The sequence below is a fragment of the Nonomuraea mesophila genome, from assembly GCF_004352805.1.
In the GTDB taxonomy this organism is placed as follows: Bacteria; Actinomycetota; Actinomycetes; order Streptosporangiales; family Streptosporangiaceae; genus Nonomuraea; species Nonomuraea longispora.
The window spans coordinates 1-14969 of the sequence record NZ_SMLD01000207.1 but is presented as its reverse complement, the minus strand read 5'-3'; the positions used below and the strand labels follow the sequence as shown (position 1 = coordinate 14969).

The 14969-nt window shown below is 72.2% G+C and carries 15 protein-coding genes; 11 read left to right on the top strand and 4 right to left on the bottom strand.

All coding sequences use genetic code 11. The features are described 5' to 3' along the window. Positions 1-1060: SPFH domain-containing protein (locus E1295_RS42500; protein WP_132640100.1), on the bottom strand; the 1060-nt coding region annotated here is incomplete at its 3' end. A gap of 92 nt (positions 1061-1152) precedes the next feature. Here E1295_RS42500 and E1295_RS42495 point away from each other — a divergent pair. The 8 genes from E1295_RS42495 to E1295_RS49840 all read left to right on the top strand — a co-directional run bounded on the left by E1295_RS42495 (position 1153) and on the right by E1295_RS49840 (position 9424). Continuing rightward, the gene (locus E1295_RS42495; protein ID WP_132640099.1) at positions 1153-1980 is read left to right on the top strand and encodes a class I SAM-dependent methyltransferase; all 828 of its coding nucleotides are present in this window, start codon (positions 1153-1155) and stop codon (positions 1978-1980) included. Positions 1981-1991: 11 nt separating this feature from the next. Further along, positions 1992-2900 (top strand): lysylphosphatidylglycerol synthase transmembrane domain-containing protein, encoded by a 909-nt coding sequence (locus E1295_RS42490; protein ID WP_246081046.1) that lies wholly within the window; start codon positions 1992-1994, stop codon positions 2898-2900. Positions 2901-3049: 149 nt separating this feature from the next. Next, entirely contained in the window at positions 3050-4114 is a 1065-nt protein-coding gene (locus E1295_RS42485; protein ID WP_246081045.1) for a glycosyltransferase family 4 protein, read from the top strand. A 17-nt stretch (positions 4115-4131) separates the two neighbouring features. Beyond that, positions 4132-5226, top strand: coding sequence for a mannose-1-phosphate guanylyltransferase (manB, locus tag E1295_RS42480; protein WP_132640097.1), 1095 nt, complete (start codon positions 4132-4134; stop codon positions 5224-5226). A 31-nt stretch (positions 5227-5257) separates the two neighbouring features. After that, positions 5258-6154, top strand: a complete 897-nt coding sequence (locus tag E1295_RS42475) for a DNA-3-methyladenine glycosylase family protein (RefSeq protein WP_132640096.1) — start codon at positions 5258-5260, stop codon at positions 6152-6154. A gap of 49 nt (positions 6155-6203) precedes the next feature. Further along, positions 6204-8789, top strand: coding sequence for a bifunctional FO biosynthesis protein CofGH (locus tag E1295_RS42470; RefSeq protein WP_132640095.1), 2586 nt, complete (start codon positions 6204-6206; stop codon positions 8787-8789). Between the two features lie 73 nt (positions 8790-8862). Continuing rightward, the gene (locus E1295_RS49845; protein WP_181958133.1) at positions 8863-9180 is read left to right on the top strand and encodes a hypothetical protein; all 318 of its coding nucleotides are present in this window, start codon (positions 8863-8865) and stop codon (positions 9178-9180) included. 67 nt (positions 9181-9247) lie between these two features. Beyond that, positions 9248-9424 (top strand): hypothetical protein, encoded by a 177-nt coding sequence (locus tag E1295_RS49840; protein ID WP_181958132.1) that lies wholly within the window; start codon positions 9248-9250, stop codon positions 9422-9424. Here the strand turns inward: E1295_RS49840 and E1295_RS42460 are convergent. Beyond that, complete coding sequence (locus E1295_RS42460) at positions 9393-10031, bottom strand: response regulator transcription factor (RefSeq protein ID WP_132640094.1); 639 nt, start codon at positions 10029-10031, stop codon at positions 9393-9395. The two genes, E1295_RS49840 and E1295_RS42460, sit on opposite strands and share 32 nt — an antisense overlap. Beyond that, complete coding sequence (locus E1295_RS42455) at positions 10019-11224, bottom strand: sensor histidine kinase (protein ID WP_246081043.1); 1206 nt, start codon at positions 11222-11224, stop codon at positions 10019-10021. The genes E1295_RS42460 and E1295_RS42455 overlap by 13 nt, the downstream gene beginning before the upstream one ends. A gap of 109 nt (positions 11225-11333) precedes the next feature. Here E1295_RS42455 and E1295_RS42450 point away from each other — a divergent pair, with 109 nt between their 5' ends. The 3 genes from E1295_RS42450 to E1295_RS42440 are packed head-to-tail and all read left to right on the top strand — an operon-like array spanning position 11334 to position 14763. Next, positions 11334-11567, top strand: a complete 234-nt coding sequence (locus E1295_RS42450; RefSeq protein WP_132640090.1) for a hypothetical protein — start codon at positions 11334-11336, stop codon at positions 11565-11567. After that, positions 11564-12310 (top strand): ABC transporter ATP-binding protein, encoded by a 747-nt coding sequence (locus E1295_RS42445; RefSeq protein WP_132640088.1) that lies wholly within the window; start codon positions 11564-11566, stop codon positions 12308-12310. The genes E1295_RS42450 and E1295_RS42445 overlap by 4 nt, the downstream gene beginning before the upstream one ends. Further along, complete coding sequence (locus E1295_RS42440; protein ID WP_132640086.1) at positions 12307-14763, top strand: ABC transporter permease; 2457 nt, start codon at positions 12307-12309, stop codon at positions 14761-14763. The genes E1295_RS42445 and E1295_RS42440 overlap by 4 nt, the downstream gene beginning before the upstream one ends. Positions 14764-14792: 29 nt before the next feature. Here the strand turns inward: E1295_RS42440 and E1295_RS52300 are convergent. Then, the coding region (locus tag E1295_RS52300; RefSeq protein ID WP_342775963.1) for a carbohydrate-binding protein at positions 14793-14969 on the bottom strand (177 nt) is incomplete at its 5' end.

The window sequence follows — 14969 nt, the reverse complement described above, 5'->3', positions numbered from 1 at the left end:
GGGGTGGGGTGCCGCGGAGCAGGGGCGCGAGCTCCGGCACGTCGCGGGCCGGGGCCCACTCCGGCATGCCCGCCCGCCACACCAGCGTGTCGGGCGTGAGCCCGGCGCCGGCCAGGCCGGCCTCGTCGAACGGCCCGCGCTGCTCGCCGTCCACCCCGAGATACCACGGGTCGTCGCCGGGCAGCGGCGGCGGTCCCTGACGGGTGTCCTGCCGGCTCTGGGGGGAGAGCGCGGCGGCCATCTGCTGGCCGGCGGCGATGCCCATGCCCAGCCCCATGCCCTCGCCCGCCCCGCCGGCGTTCTCGAGCGCTTCGGCGGCCTGGAACCTGGTGTACTGCCCGAGGTCGCCCACGATCCCCATCTGCGAGCGTTTGTCCATCGCCTGTTCCACCTCGGGCGGCAGCGAGATGTTCTCGATGGTGAAGGTCGGGATGGCGATGCCCACGCCCGCGAGGTCGGCCGTCAGCACCTCCGCGAGCCGCCGGCCCATCTCGTGCTGCCGGGCGGCGAGGTCGAGCAGCGGGACGCCGGCGGTGGCGAGGGCGTTGGCGAGCCGCCCCACGACCATCTGGCGCAGGTAGCCCTCCACCTCCTCGGTGCGGAACTGCTGGTCCGTCCCCGCCAGCTCGCGCAGGAGGGCACGGGCGTCGATCACCCTGGCGGCGTACGCGCCGAACGCCCGCAGCCGCACCGGCCCGAACTCCGCGTCGCGCACCATGATCGGGTTCTGGGTGCCCCACTTGAAGTCCGCGAACTGGCGGGTGCTGACGAAGTACACCTCGGCCTTGAACGGGGAGTGGAAGCCGTACTTCCAGCCCTTGAGGGTGGACAGGATGGGCAGGTTGCGGGTCTCCAGCGTGTACGTCCCCGGCGCGAACGCGTCGGCGATCTGGCCCTCGTTGACGAAGACGGCGACCTGCGACTCGCGTACGACGAGCCGGGCGCCCATCTTGATCTCGTTCTCGTAGCGGGGGAAACGCCAGACCAGGGTGTCGCGGCTGTCGTCGAGCCATTCGACGATGTCGATGAACTCGCCCCTGATCTTCTCGAAGAACGCCACTTCGCCCCCGTTCGTCGGTATTGAGCCAGGTCGGCCACCGTACCAAAGCGGCTTGACATCGAATTGGCGCCGCGGTCGGTACTGTGGCCACCGTGGTGAAGCAACGGGTCGCGCAACTCGAATACAGCGAGTTCCAGTCCGCCATGCTCGACGAGGAGAAGCGGAGGCGGAAGGCCGCCAAGATCATCGCGGTCCTTGAGCACTTCAACGGGCCGCTCGGCGGGCTGACCGTGGGAGACGTCGGCTGCTCGGCCGGCTTCATCGCCGACGAGCTCGCGCAGGCCGGGGCCGAGCACACCCTGGGCATCGACATCGACGTGCCGGGCCTGCGCAAGGCGGCCGACCGGTTCGGCGAGCGGGTGGCGTTCGTGTGCGGCGACGGCACGGCGCTGCCGTTCCCCGACGGGTCGGTCGACGTGCTGGTGTTCAACCACATCTACGAGCACGTGGTCGACCCCGACGCGGTGGTCGCCGAGATGCACCGGGTGCTGTCGGACGACGGGGTGCTCTATCTCGGGCTCGGCAACCGGCTCGGCGTCATGGAGCCCCACTACAAGCTGCCGTTCCTGTCCTATCTGCCGCCGGCGGCCGCCGACCGCTACGTGCGGGCGTTCGGCAGGGCCGACCACTACTACGAACGGTTCCGCACCCGCCGCGGCCTGCGCAGGATGTTGCGCGCCTTCCACGTGTGGGACTACACGTTCCCCGTGCTGGCCACGCCGACCCGGTTCGCCGGGTCCGAGCTGTTCCCCGGGGCCCTCGGCAGGGTGGTGAAGGCGGCGCTGGCCAGGGCGCCGCGCGGCGTGCTGCGGCTGCTGCTGCCCGTCGTGCCGACCTACCTGTGGGTGGCCACCAAGACGCCGCGGCGGCCCGCGGGCGCCGCGCTGCCGCAGCCGCCCGAACCGGTCCGCCCGCTGTGAGCGCGACCGGCGTGAGCGACGGCCCGGCCGGCGCGGGCGAGGAGGCGGCCCGCCCGAGGCGGTCCATGCTGCGGACCTCGATCAGGTACGCGTTCCTGCTCATCGCGCTCGGGTTCGGCGGATGGGCCGTGGCCGGGCAGTGGGACGACGTGCTGGCCGGGTTCGCCGGGCTGTCGTGGCCCGCGGTCGGCGCCTCGCTGGTCATGGTGGTCGCCGCGCTGCTCGCCGCCATGCTCATCTGGCGCACCCTGCTGTCCGACCTCGGCTCCCCGCTGCCGCTCAGGGCGGCGGCCAAGGTCTTCTTCGTCGGCCAGCTGGGCAAGTACATCCCCGGCGCGATCTGGCCCGTGCTGGCGCAGATGGAGATGGGCCGCGACCTCGGCGTGCCGCGCTCGCGCAGCGCGGCGGCGTTCTTCCTGATGATGCCCGTCCAGCTGGCCACCGGCCTGCTCGTCGCGCTGGTCACGCTCGGCTGGGACCGCTACGGCTGGCTGCTGCTGTTCCTCCCCCTGCTGCTGGTCCTGCTCGAACCCAAGGTCGTCAACGGCGTGATCGGCTACGCCCTGCGCCGGTTCGGGCGCGAGCCGCTCGAACGCCCGCTCACCCGCCGCGGCATGCTCGCCGCGTTCGGCTGGGCACTGGCCGGCTGGACCGCGTACGGCGTGCACTTCTTCTTCATCGCCCCCCAGGGCGGGCCGATCTTCGCCACCGGTGCCTTCGCGCTGTCGTGGTGCCTGGGCATCCTGACCTTCGTCGTGCCGGCCGGCGCGGGGGTGCGGGAGGCCGCCATGGTCGGGGTGCTGTCCCCTCATCTGGCCGCCGGCCCCGCGATCGCGGTGGCGCTCACGTCGCGCGTCGTCCTCATCGTCGGGGACCTGATCTGCGCAGGGATGGCGGGAATCGCCTCACGTCGCCACTAGGTGTGATTTGGACCACGATTTAGGGGACGCTGGTCATAGGCTGAAGTTCAGAGGGGGACACCGGTCCCACGTTGATCTTGAGGGGAGAAGATCTTCGTATGCCTCGAGTGCTCGTCGATGCGGCAGCGGTCCCAGCGGACCGCGGCGCGTTGATCAGATATGTGGACGGGCTGGTGGCCGGGCTCGACCGGGCCGGCGCGGACGTCGCGGTGGTCTGCCAGCGGTCGGAGGCGGAGCGATACCGCCGCCTCGCGCCCTCGGCGCACGTCATCTCCGGGCCGGTCGCGATCACCAACAGGGCCGCCAGGCTCACCTGGGAGCAGACCGGCCTGCCGCTGCTGGCTCGCCAGGCCGGCGCGGACGTCATCCACGCCCCCTACTACTCCATTCCGCTCGGCTCGGGGCTGCCGACCGTCGTGACGGTGCACGACGCCACCTGGTTCACCGAGCCCGACGAGCACCGGCCGCGGGCCTCGTTCTTCCGCTCGGCCACCCGTACGGCCGTGCGACACGCCCGGCGCGTCATCGTGCCGTCCAAGGCGACCAGGGACGAACTGGTGCGCGTGCTCGCCGCCGACCCGACCCGCATCGACGTCGCCTACCACGGCGTCGACCTGGCGCAGTTCCACCCGCCGTCCGAGGAGGAGATCCACCGGGCGGCCCTGCGCTGCGGGCTGCACGGCCAGCCGTACGTGGCGTTCCTGGGCGCGCTCGACCCCCGTAAGAACGTTCCCAACCTGGTCCGCGGCTTCGCCACGGCCGTCAAGACGCTGGAGCGGCCGCCCGCGCTCGTGCTCGGCGGCGGCGTGCACGACGACGACGTCGACGCCGCGTGCCGCGAGGTCGAGGCCACCGTCAAGGTCGTGCGGCCCGGCTACCTCGGGGCGTCGGACCTGCCGGGGTTCCTCGGCGGCGCGCTCGTGGTGGCCTTCCCCTCCCGGGGCGAGGGATTCGGGCTGCCGGTGCTGGAGGCCATGGCCTGTGGCGCACCCGTACTGACCACCCAGCGTTCCTCGCTGCCCGAGGTCGGCGGCGACGCGGTCGCCTACACCGAGCCCGACGCCGACAGCATCGCCGCGGCGCTCGGACACCTGCTCGCCGCGCCCGAGCGCAGGCGTCACCTGCGGGAGGCGGGGCTGGCCCGGGCCCGCGAATTCACCTGGGACGCCTCGGCCGAGGCGCATCTCGGCTCCTATCAACGCGCGATCGAATAGTTCGGTAACCTCGCGGAATGATGACGAGTCCATTGCCAGACCTCGAGGCGATCCTCCTGGTCGGGGGGCAGGGCACGCGCCTGCGCCCGCTGACACTGGGCACGCCGAAGCCGCTGCTCCCGACCGCCGGCGTGCCGTTCCTGGCGCACCAGCTCGCGCGGGCGCGATCCTTCGGCGTTCGCCGGATCGTCTTCGCGACCTCCTACAAGGCGGCGATGTTCGAGCCCGCCTTCGGCGACGGGTCGGCGTTCGGGCTCTCGATCGAGTACATGACGGAGGAGACGCCCCTCGGCACCGGCGGCGCCATCCGCAACGCCGCCGAGGCGCTCACCGCGGGCCCCTCCGACCCTGTGCTGATCCTCAACGGCGACATCCTGTCCGGGCACGACATCGGCGATCAGGTGCGTACACACCTCGCACGGCAGGCCGCTGTAACGCTCCATTTGACCGAAGTGGACGATCCCACCCGCTTCGGATGCGTGCCGACCGACGCGTCAGGTCGGGTGACCGCGTTCCTGGAGAAGACCCCCAATCCCGTGACCAACCGCATCAACGCCGGCTGCTACGTCTTCGCCCGATCGGTGATCGACTCGATCCCGCGTGACGAGGTCGTGTCGGTGGAGCGAGAGACGTTCCCGGGGCTGATCGCGTCGGGGGAGATCGTGCTGGGCTACACCGACCGCACCTACTGGCTCGACGTCGGCACGCCCGCCGCGTTCGTGCGCGGATCGCGTGACCTGGTGCTGGGCCGGCTCGGCTCGCCCGCGCTGCCCGGTCCGGTGGGCGAACACCTGGCGCTCGAAGGGTCGCGGGTCTCGGCCGAGGCCAAGGTGCAGGGCGGCACCGCCGTGGGCGCGCGGGCCGTGGTCGGCGCCGGCGCCTCGGTCGTCGGCTCGGTGCTGCTCGACGACTGCGTCATCGAGCCCGGCGCCGTCGTCACTGACTCCGTGGTGGGCACGGGCGCGCGGATCTGCGCGGGCGCGGTGGTGCACGACGCCGTGATCGGCGACAGGGCCGTCGTGGGGCCGGGCAACGAACTGCGGCACGGCGTACGCGTCTGGCCCGACATCGCGCTGCCCGAACGCGCGGTGCGCTATTCCAGCGACGTCTGAGACACCGCACACCCGCGGGCAGACTGTAACCGTGAAGGAACGCAGGTGGGAGCCCGGCGGGCCGCTCGACGTGGGGCTGGCCCTGCAGCCGCACCGGCGCGGCGGCGGCGACCCCACCTGGCGCACCGGCGGCGACGGCGCCGTGTGGCGCACGTCCAGGACCCCCGACGGGCCCTGCACGCTGCGGGTGAGCGTCGAGGGCGGCTCCGTGCACGGCCGGGCGTGGGGCCCGGGGGCCGGCTGGGCGCTGGAGACGCTGCCGGCGCTGCTGGGCGGCCATGACGACCTCGCGGGCTTCAGCGTCAGGCACGAGGTGCTGGCCGAGGCCGTCCGCAGACATCCCGGGCTGCGGATCGGCAGGACCGGCCGCGTCATGGAGGCCCTCGTCCCCGCCGTGCTGGAGCAGAAGGTCGTGGGGCGGGAGGCCTGGCGGGCCTGGCGCTGGCTGCTCACCCGCTACGGCGAGCCCGCCCCCGGGCCCGCTCCCGACGGCATGCGGGTCGTGCCGGAGGCCACGGTGTGGCGGCAGATCCCGAGCTGGCACTGGCACCGGGCGGGCGCGGAGGCCGTACGCGCCAGGACCATCGCCAACGCCGCCTGGCACGCCGCCAAGCTGGAGGCCGCCGCCACCACCGAGGAGCTCGACCGGTTGCTGCGGGCGCTGCCGGGGATCGGGGTGTGGACGTCGGCCGAGGTGCGCCAGCGCGTGTTCGGTGACCCCGACGCGGTGAGCGTCGGCGACTTCCACCTGGCCAAGCTCGTCGGCTACGCGCTGACGGGGGCGAAGACCGACGACCAGGGGATGTTGCGGCTGCTGGAGCCGTACGAAGGACATCGGCACCGTGCGACGGTGCTGGTCTGGCTGACCGGGCTGCGTCCGCCCGCCCGTGGGCCGCGGATGCCCGTGCGCGACTACCGGGCGTTCTGAGCGACCCCTGGGTGCGAGTGGCGAACTCAGGTCCACGTACTGTGCCCTTATGAGTCTCGTCAGCGATTCCGCGCTCCGCCGTGCTCTCGCCCGTGCCCGCGACGGCAAGGCCATCGACGTCGCCGAGGCGACCGTCCTGTTGCACGCCAGGGACGAGCGTCTCGACGCCCTGCTCGAACACGCCTCCCGCGTACGCGATGCCGGGCTGACGGCCGCCGGCCGCGAGGGCGTCATCACGTACAGCAAGAAGGTGTTCATCCCGTTGACCCGGCTCTGCCGGGACCGGTGCGGTTATTGCACGTTCGCGACCGCGCCGCACAAGCTGGACTCGCCGTTCCTGAGCCCCGACGAGGTGCTGGAGATCGCCCGGCAGGGCGCGGCGATGGGGTGCAAGGAGGCGCTGTTCACGCTGGGCGACCGGCCGGAGGACCGCTGGCGCCAGGCCCGCGAGTGGCTCGACGCGCACGGCTACGACGACACGCTGTCGTACGTGCGGGCCATGGCGATCAGGGTGCTGGAGGAGACCGGGGTGCTGCCGCATCTCAACCCGGGGGTGCTGAGCTGGCGTGACCTGCAGCGGCTCAAGCCCGTCGCGCCGTCCATGGGGATGATGCTGGAGACGACGTCGCGGCGGTTGTTCGAGGAGAAGGGGCAGCCGCACCACGGGTCGCCGGACAAGGACCCGGCCGTGCGGCTGCGGGTGCTGGAGGACGCCGGCCGCAGCGGCGTGCCCTTCACGACGGGCATCCTCATCGGCATCGGCGAGACGGTGGAGGACCGCGCGGAGTCGATCTTCGCGATCCGGCGGGTGGCCCGCGAGTACGGCGGCGTCCAGGAGGTCATCGTCCAGAACTTCCGCGCCAAGCCCGACACCGCCATGCGCGGGCTGCCCGACGCCGACCTGCAGGAACTCGCGGCCACCATCGCCGTCGCCCGTCTCGTGCTCGGCCCCCGCGTCCGCCTCCAGGCGCCGCCCAACCTGGTGGACGCCGAGTACGCGCTCATGATCCGGGCCGGCATCGACGACTGGGGCGGGGTGTCGCCGCTCACGCCCGACCACGTCAACCCGGAGCGTCCCTGGCCGCAGATCGACGACCTCGCGGCGCGCACCGCCGAGGCGGGCTTCCGGCTGCGCGAGCGGCTGACGATCTACCCCGAGTACGTCCTGGCGGGGGAGCCCTGGCTGGACCCGCGGCTGTCCGGGCACGTGGCCGCCCTGGCGGACCCGGACACGGGCCTGGCCAGGGAGGACGCGATCCCCGCAGGGCTGCCGTGGCAGGAGCCCGACGGGGGGTTCAACGCGTCGGGACGGGTGGATCTGCACGTCGAGGTCGACACGACGGGAAGGACCGGCGACCGGCGGGACGACTTCGACCACGTCTACGGCGACTGGACCGCACTCCGCGACCGCCTCGACCCCGAGCCCGCCGGGACGCGGGACGGCTCCGGCCGCTCCGGCGCCGTGACGCCCGGCGAGGTGCGGGCGGCGCTCAGGCGGGCCGAGACGGATCCCGCGGGCCTGACGGACGCCGAGGCGGTCGCGCTGCTCAGGGCCGAGGGCGAGGCGCTGGACGAGCTGGCCGCGATCGCCGACGGGCTGCGCAGGGAGGCGGCCGGGGACGACGTCACCTACGTCGTCAACCGGAACATCAACTTCACGAACGTGTGTTACACCGGCTGCCGTTTCTGCGCGTTCGCGCAGCGCAGGACCGACGCCGACGCGTACACGCTCAGCCTCGACCAGGTGGCCGACCGGGCGCAGGAGGCGTGGGACGCGGGGGCGACCGAGGTGTGCATGCAGGGTGGCATCCACCCTGACCTGCCCGGCACGGCGTACTTCGACATCGCGAAGGCGGTGAAGGCGAGGACGCCGGACATGCACGTGCACGCGTTCTCCCCGATGGAGGTCATCAACGGCGCGAGCCGGACGAACATGTCCGTGCGCGCCTGGCTGGAGGCGGCCAAGGAGGCCGGCGTCGACTCGCTGCCGGGGACGGCGGCCGAGATCCTCGACGACGACGTGCGGTGGGTGCTGACCAAGGGCAAGCTGCCGGCCGCGGAGTGGGTCGAGGTCATCACGACGGCGCACGAGGTGGGCATCCCCACGACCTCCACCATGATGTACGGGCACGTCGACAACCACCTGCACTGGGTCAGGCACATCAAGCTGATCCGCCGGCTCCAGGAGCGGACCGGCGGGTTCTCCGAGTTCGTGCTGCTGCCGTTCGTGCACACCAGCGCGCCCATCTACCTGGCCGGCCTGGCCAGGCCCGGCCCCACGGCGCAGGAGAACAGGGCCGTGCACGCCCTGGCCAGGCTCCTCCTGCACGGCACGATCAGGAACATCCAGTGTTCGTGGGTCAAGCTCCGCGACGACGGGTGCCGTCAGGTGCTCCAGGGCGGCGTGAACGACCTCGGCGGCACGCTCATGGAGGAGACCATCAGCCGCATGGCCGGCTCGGAGAACGGCTCCTACAAGACCATCAGCGAGCTGCGGGAGATGGTCGAGGTGACGGGCCGCCCGGCCAGGCAGCGCACCACCGAGTACGGGACCCCGTCGGCGGAGCGGCTGCGTGCCTCGCAGGCGAGTGACGGGGTGTGCCGGAGCGTCAGGAGGGCCCTGCCGATCGCCTAGCTATAACATGTTCTAGCAAGGCTCGCGCCCGCCGCGGGAGGCGCTGGGATCACTCCGCGGAGAGAGGTTCACCGTGCGGTTGGGTCGGCACCGTGCCGCGCTGCCACCGCAGCAGCGGCGCAGGAAGGCACTCCGGCGGGGCGTGCTGGCGACTCTCGGGGCCGTGGCGATCGTCGCGGCGTTCGCCGTCGTGGCGCTCGGAGGCGGGGCCGTCCTGTGCAGCGCACGAGAGCCTGTTCTGGTCAGTGTGGCGGCGGCGGCCGACGTGGCGCCCGCGGCGATGGAGGCCGCCGGGCGCTTCAACGAGACGGAGACGCCGGTCGGCGGCCGGTGCGTGCTGGTCCAGGTGACCGAGCACCCGCCGGCCGACTCGTCGGCGAGACCGAGTTGACTTCTCCCGCTCGCGAACGAGGGGGATTCCCACGACGCCCACCGAGGACGAGCCCGACATCGTCCGCGTGCCCGACCCGTCACTGGCCGGGGCGGGCATCGCCACGGTGGCCGCCGCCAGGGACGTCGTCGGCACGTGCCCGGAGGCTGACAAGGCGCTGACCGCGTTCGTACGGTGGGCGCAGGCCGGTTCGGCGCCCCGCCGCCAGCGTGTCACCCTTCCAGATAGCGCAGGACTGCGATGACCCTGCGGCTCACGCGGTCGGTCGGTGCCAGTTCGAGCTTGCCGAAGATGCTGCTGATGTGTTTGTGCACCGTGCCCTCCGTGATCCGCAGACGCTCTGCGATCACGATGTTGCCGAGCCCTTCGGCCAGCAGCGCGAGCACCTCCCGCTCTCTGACGGTGAGGCGGTCCAGCGGGCCACGGCGGCGGGTGAACAGTTGCGCGACCACTTCGGGGTCGATGGCCACGCCACCGGCGGCCACCCGCGTCAGCGCGTCGAGGAACTCCTTGAACTGCCCCACGCGCTCCTTCAGCAGGTATCCCAGACTACGGGCGCCGTCGGCCAGCAGTTCGGTGGCGAACGCCTGCTCGACATAGGCGGACAGCACGAGCACGGCCAGCCCGGGGTGTGACCGCCTGGCCTCCACCGCGGCTTGGATACCTTCGTCGGTATGGGTGGGCGGCATGCGGACATCCACCACCGCCACGTCGGGGGAGTACCGGGCGACCGCGGTGAGGAACTCCTGCGGATTCGAGACGGCCGCGACCACCTCGAAGCCTTCCCCGCCGAGCAGCATGACCAGTCCTTCACGCAGCAGGGCGTCGTCCTCAGCGATCACGATGCGCACGGTAGTTCCGCCTTCATCCTCGTCGGCCCGCCTCGGGGACTGGTAAGTGTGAATGTGCCGTCGTGCGCTTCCACCCGCCGGCGGATGCCGGCCAGGCCCGATCCGCCGCGTTCCCATGCGCCTCCGACTCCGTTGTCCTCCACCTCAACTCGGAGAACCTCGCCGTGTCTGGCGGCTTCGACTCTGAGACGTGTGGCCCTGCTGTGCTTGCCTGCGTTGGTCAACGCCTCTGCGACCGTGAAGTAGGCGGTCGCCTCCACAGACAGGGGCAGGTGTCCGAGTTGGCCCACGCGAAGGTCGCAAGGAATGGGGGAGTCGGCCGCGACCGCGCTGAGCGCGCCCGCGAGGCCCCTGTCCGCCAGGATCGGTGGCAGGATGCTGCGGACGACGCCGCGCAGCTCGGTCAGCGCCTGCTCGGCGGCCAGCTGGACACGGTCGAGCGCGGGGCCGACGTTCGCCGGGTCACGTTCCAGTGCTCGCTTGGCCGCCGTGGCCATGACGACGACTGCGAGCAGCCGGTTTTGCGCACCGTCGTGGAGTGAGCGTTCGATGCGGCGGAGTTCGGCCGCGTGCGCGGCGAGAGCGCCGGCCCGGGTGGCGGTGAGGCGGGCGACCCGCTCGGAGAGGTCCACGGACGGGTGCGGGCTGAGCAGCCGCCGGCCGGGCAGGGACTGCAGGCGGGCGATCGGGCGGCCGCACAGAATGCTGACGGCCAGCCAGACGAACCCCGACAGGCCGACCGCTATCACGCCGGACCAGGTGTGTACGGGAATGCCGAGGGAGGAGCCGGTTTCACCCTCGGGCAGGAGGTGCCACCACAGGGGAAACGAGGCGTCGCGCACCCCCATGATCGGCAGGATGATCCCCACGAGGCCGAGCAGGAGACCCACGGTGCTGTGGACGGCGAGCCAGGCCAGGTCGCGCCAGGTCGCCGGATCAGTGCGCCAGCCTTTCGCGGGCCTCGTGGCCGGATAGGGGCTGACCACGTGCTCGCCCCAGCGGCCCAGCCTGGCTCGTTCCCGTTCGGCCACGGATCGGGTCAGGGACAGCATCGGCTGCACCATCGGCAGTCCGATCCCGACCAGGCATGCGGGTCCGACGACCGCCCAGCCGGCCACCGTCGCCAGGGCCAGCAGGGCGGTGCCCAGCCCTCCCGCGAGGCGGTCCAGTGCCTCGAAGGCGTCACCTGTCACAGCCGACACCCTAAGCCAGCCTCAAGGCGGCGCCATTCCAGCCAGCTCTACCACGATCAGCCAGGTGGCGGGGTCCCCGCGGCCGCGGCGCGTCCCTACCGTCTGGGGCATGGACGATCCCTATCGCATCGACCCCCGAGAACGGCGACGGCCCGCATCCCGACGGAACGGCAGGGCTCTGCGTGCCCTGCTCTGGACGATTCTTGTCATCGCCGTATCCGTCAACATCGTCGCCAGCACGATCGGCCGCGGCAACCTGCTCATCGGACCGCCCTCAGGGCTCGTGGCGGTCGCCTGCATCATCGGCCTCATCGTGCACCACGTCAGGTCGGGCCGCCGGTGAGCCACGTCGTCACCTTGGACCGGGTCACCAGGACCTACGGCGAGGTACGCGCCCTTGACGAGGTCACGCTCGCCTTCCCACGAGGCAGGTTCGTCGCCGTGATGGGCCCGTCAGGGTCCGGCAAGACCACGCTGCTCAACTGCGCGGCAGGCCTGGACCCGCCCACGTCGGGCTCGGTGGTGATCGGCGGCGTGGACCTCGCCCGGCTCTCGGAGACCAAGCGGACGGAACTGCGCAGAAGACATGTGGGCTTCGTCTTCCAGTCCTACAACCTGCTGCCCGCGCTCAGCGTGCAGGACAACATCACGCTGCCGCTGCGGCTGGCCGGGCTCCGCCCGGACCGGTCCTGGCTGCAGGAACTCGTGGCCCGGGTGGGGCTCGGCGACCGGCTGCGGCATCGGCCCGCCGAGCTGTCGGGCGGCCAGGAGCAGCGTGCGGCGATCGTGCGCGCCCTGGCGGCCCGCCCCGACGTGGTCTTCGCCGACGAGCCCACCGGTGCCCTCGACCGCGGCAGCGCGACACGGGTGCTCGACCTGTTGCGGGAACTGGTCGACGACCTCGGCCAAACCGTGATCATGGTCACGCACGACCCGGTCGCCGCCGCACGCGCCCACCAGACGCTGCTCATGGTGGACGGGAAGGTGGTGGGCCTCCTCCATGCCCCCTCCGCCGACGATCTCGCCGCACGGCTGGCCCGGCTGGACGGCGAACCGCGCATGACCCCGATCGAGGTCCCTCAGTGATCAGAACCTCTCTGGTCTTGTCCAGGATCGGCGGGCTGGTAGCGGTGTTCTTCGCCGTACTGGGCGGAATGGCACTGGTCGTCGCGACCGGAGTGATCGCGGAGTCGGGTTTGCGGTCCAGCGTGGCCGCACAGCGGCTGGTTCACGCCGACGTGGTGGTCTCGGCCAGGCAATCCCTGCCGCGGAAGGAAGATCTGCCGGTGGCCTTGCCGGAACGGGCCGTGCTGCCGACGTCGTTGGTCCCCCGGCTGACCGGGGTTCCCGGGGTGGCTGATGCTACGGGGGACGTGAGTTTTCCCGCCGCCGTCGTTCCGGGTGCGGAGGTCCCGGCGGTTGAAGGCGATCCGGCGACCGCGGGCCATGGCTGGTCGTCGCTGACGCTCACCGGATCGCTGAGAGCCGGCCGTGCGCCCCGCGGTCCCGGCGAGGTCGCCCTGCCGCGCGGCCGGCTCGGTCAAGAGGTCCGGCTCATGGCCGGCGGCAGGTCGGGTGTCTACCGGGTGACCGCGCTGGTGGACGCTCCCGGCCTGTATTTCGCCGATGCCACCGCGGCCGACCTGGCCGGCCGGACGTCTGGGCCACGCGCGAACACCGTCGACCTCGTCGCCCTACGCCTGGCCGCCGGCGCGAACATCGAGGACGTGGCGGTCGAGCTGCGCGAGCTTCTCGGCGAACGATACGAGGTGGCGACAGGACGCTTCATCGGCGACGCCGAATCTCCTGGCATGGCCGCCGCCCGCGGGCTGCTCATCGTCCTGTCGGGTTCCATCGGAGGCACCAGTCTGCTTGTCGTCGGCTTCGTGGTCGGCGGCAGCCTGTCGATGTCGATCAACAGGCAACGCCGCGACCTGGCTCTGATGCGGGCGGCAGGTGCGACCCCACGCCAGGTCAGGCGGACGATCGCGATCCAGGCCGCCGTGGCGGCCACGGCTGCGCTCGCCCCGGGGATCGTGCTCGGTTACCACCTGGCCGGCCGATTCGGCGGCCTGCTCGTGTCGGCAGGCGCGCTTCCCGCTGCGCTGCCCCTGGTGTACAGCCCGCTCCCGGCACTGGCGGCCACGCTGCTGCTGGCCGCGGTGGTCAGGGGCTCGGCGTGGGCGGCCTCGCTGCGAGTGTCGCGGGCGTCGGTGCCGGCGGCGCTGGCCGAGTCGCGCAGCGAGCCAAGGCAACCCTCCAAGGCCCGGACCGCCGTCGGCATGCTGCTGATGTCGGCCTCACTGGTGCTGTCGATCATCCCGCTGCTGATCCGCACCGAGGCTGCGGTGATCGGCCCGGCGAATGCCGCCCTGCTGGCGGTGATCGGGCTGGCGCTGGCCGGCCCTCACCTCGTACGGACCGTGACCGGCGCGCTCGCCGACCACCTGCCTGTCCGGATCTCCACCGCCGCGTGGCTGGCCGTCAACAACGCGCACGGGTACGCGCTCAGGACCGCGGGCGCGGTCGCGGCCATGGGCATGGTGGTCACCCTCGGTCTCAGCTTCACGCTCACCCAGACCACGATCATGACGGCAAAGGCCGACGAGGCCGCGCTCGGCCTGCGCGGCGTGCGGGCCATCACGGCCGGCCGCTTCGGCGGCGTCCCTCATGGCCTCGTGTCCGAGGTACGCGCGACGCCCGGCGTACGCGCCGCCACCTCGATCGCCACGACCACCGTGCTCACCCGCCGGCTCGCTTTCGGAGACGATGCCGGCCTGCAGGACAGGACCGCCCTGGTGCTCGGTCCCGACGCGAACGAAGTGATCGACCTCGACATCGCCCACGGAAGCCTGAGCGACCTCCGAGGAGCCGCGATCGCTGTGGACGAGCGCGTGGGTGCGGTGGGCGAGAGCCGCGACCTCGTCATGGGGGACGGCGCGGCCGTTCGGGCCCGTGTGGTGGCGACCTACCGGCGCGCGCTCGGCTTCGGTCCGCTCATCCTCTCCCGCGATCTTGCCGCCGGTCACACCACGACGGGGCTCGCCGCGGCCATCCTGGTGCGCCCCGCGGCGCCGGGCGCACCGGATCTCGGCGCCCTGCTCGCGCGATGGCCAGGAACGGAGACGACCGAGACACCGCTGATCACGCGGCCAGGCGCCTTCCCCCCCGAGGTCGTGGTGAACCTGGCGGTCCTCGTCGTCCTCCTGGGATATGTGCTCGTCGTGGTCGCCAACCGCTTGGTGGCGACCACGACGGCCAGGCGGGAGGAATTCCGCGCGCTGCTCCGCTTGGGGGCCACACCCGGCGAGCTCCGCAGGATGCTTCGCTGGGAGGCCGCGCTGACCGCCGGGGCTGCGGCCGGAGCCGGCGTTGTGCTGGCTGCCGTTCCGCTGACCACGCTGAGCATGAGCTTCCTCGGACGCCCGTGGCCCGCGGGGCCGTTGTGGCTCGTTCCCGCCTGCGTCCTGCTGCTCGGCGTGGTGGCCTGGCTCGCCACCGTCCTCCCGGCCAGGCCGGCGTACACCGGCGGCGGCTGACGGGTGACTATCGACTTCGATACACGCCCTTAGACGCGCTGCCAGAGTGCGGGCACGTTGGGCGGCTCCCATCCGGCGAGGGCGGTGTGCGCCTGGACGCACCGGTAGGTGGCGCCGTTGTAGGTCGCCGTGCTGCCGGCCGGGTAGGTCGTGCCGGGCTTCCAGGTGCCCGAGGGCGTCGTCGGGTTCTCGGTCGGGGTCGGGTC

What these genes read in the sequence shown, in the direction of transcription:
- E1295_RS42470 (WP_132640095.1), top strand. Translation starts at nt 6,204, where the DNA reads ATGAGTCTCGTCAGCGATTCCGCGCTCCGCCGTGCTCTCGCCCGTGCC.
- manB (WP_132640097.1), top strand. Translation starts at nt 4,132, where the DNA reads ATGATGACGAGTCCATTGCCAGACCTCGAGGCGATCCTCCTGGTCGGG.
- E1295_RS42450 (WP_132640090.1), top strand. Translation starts at nt 11,334, where the DNA reads ATGGACGATCCCTATCGCATCGACCCCCGAGAACGGCGACGGCCCGCA.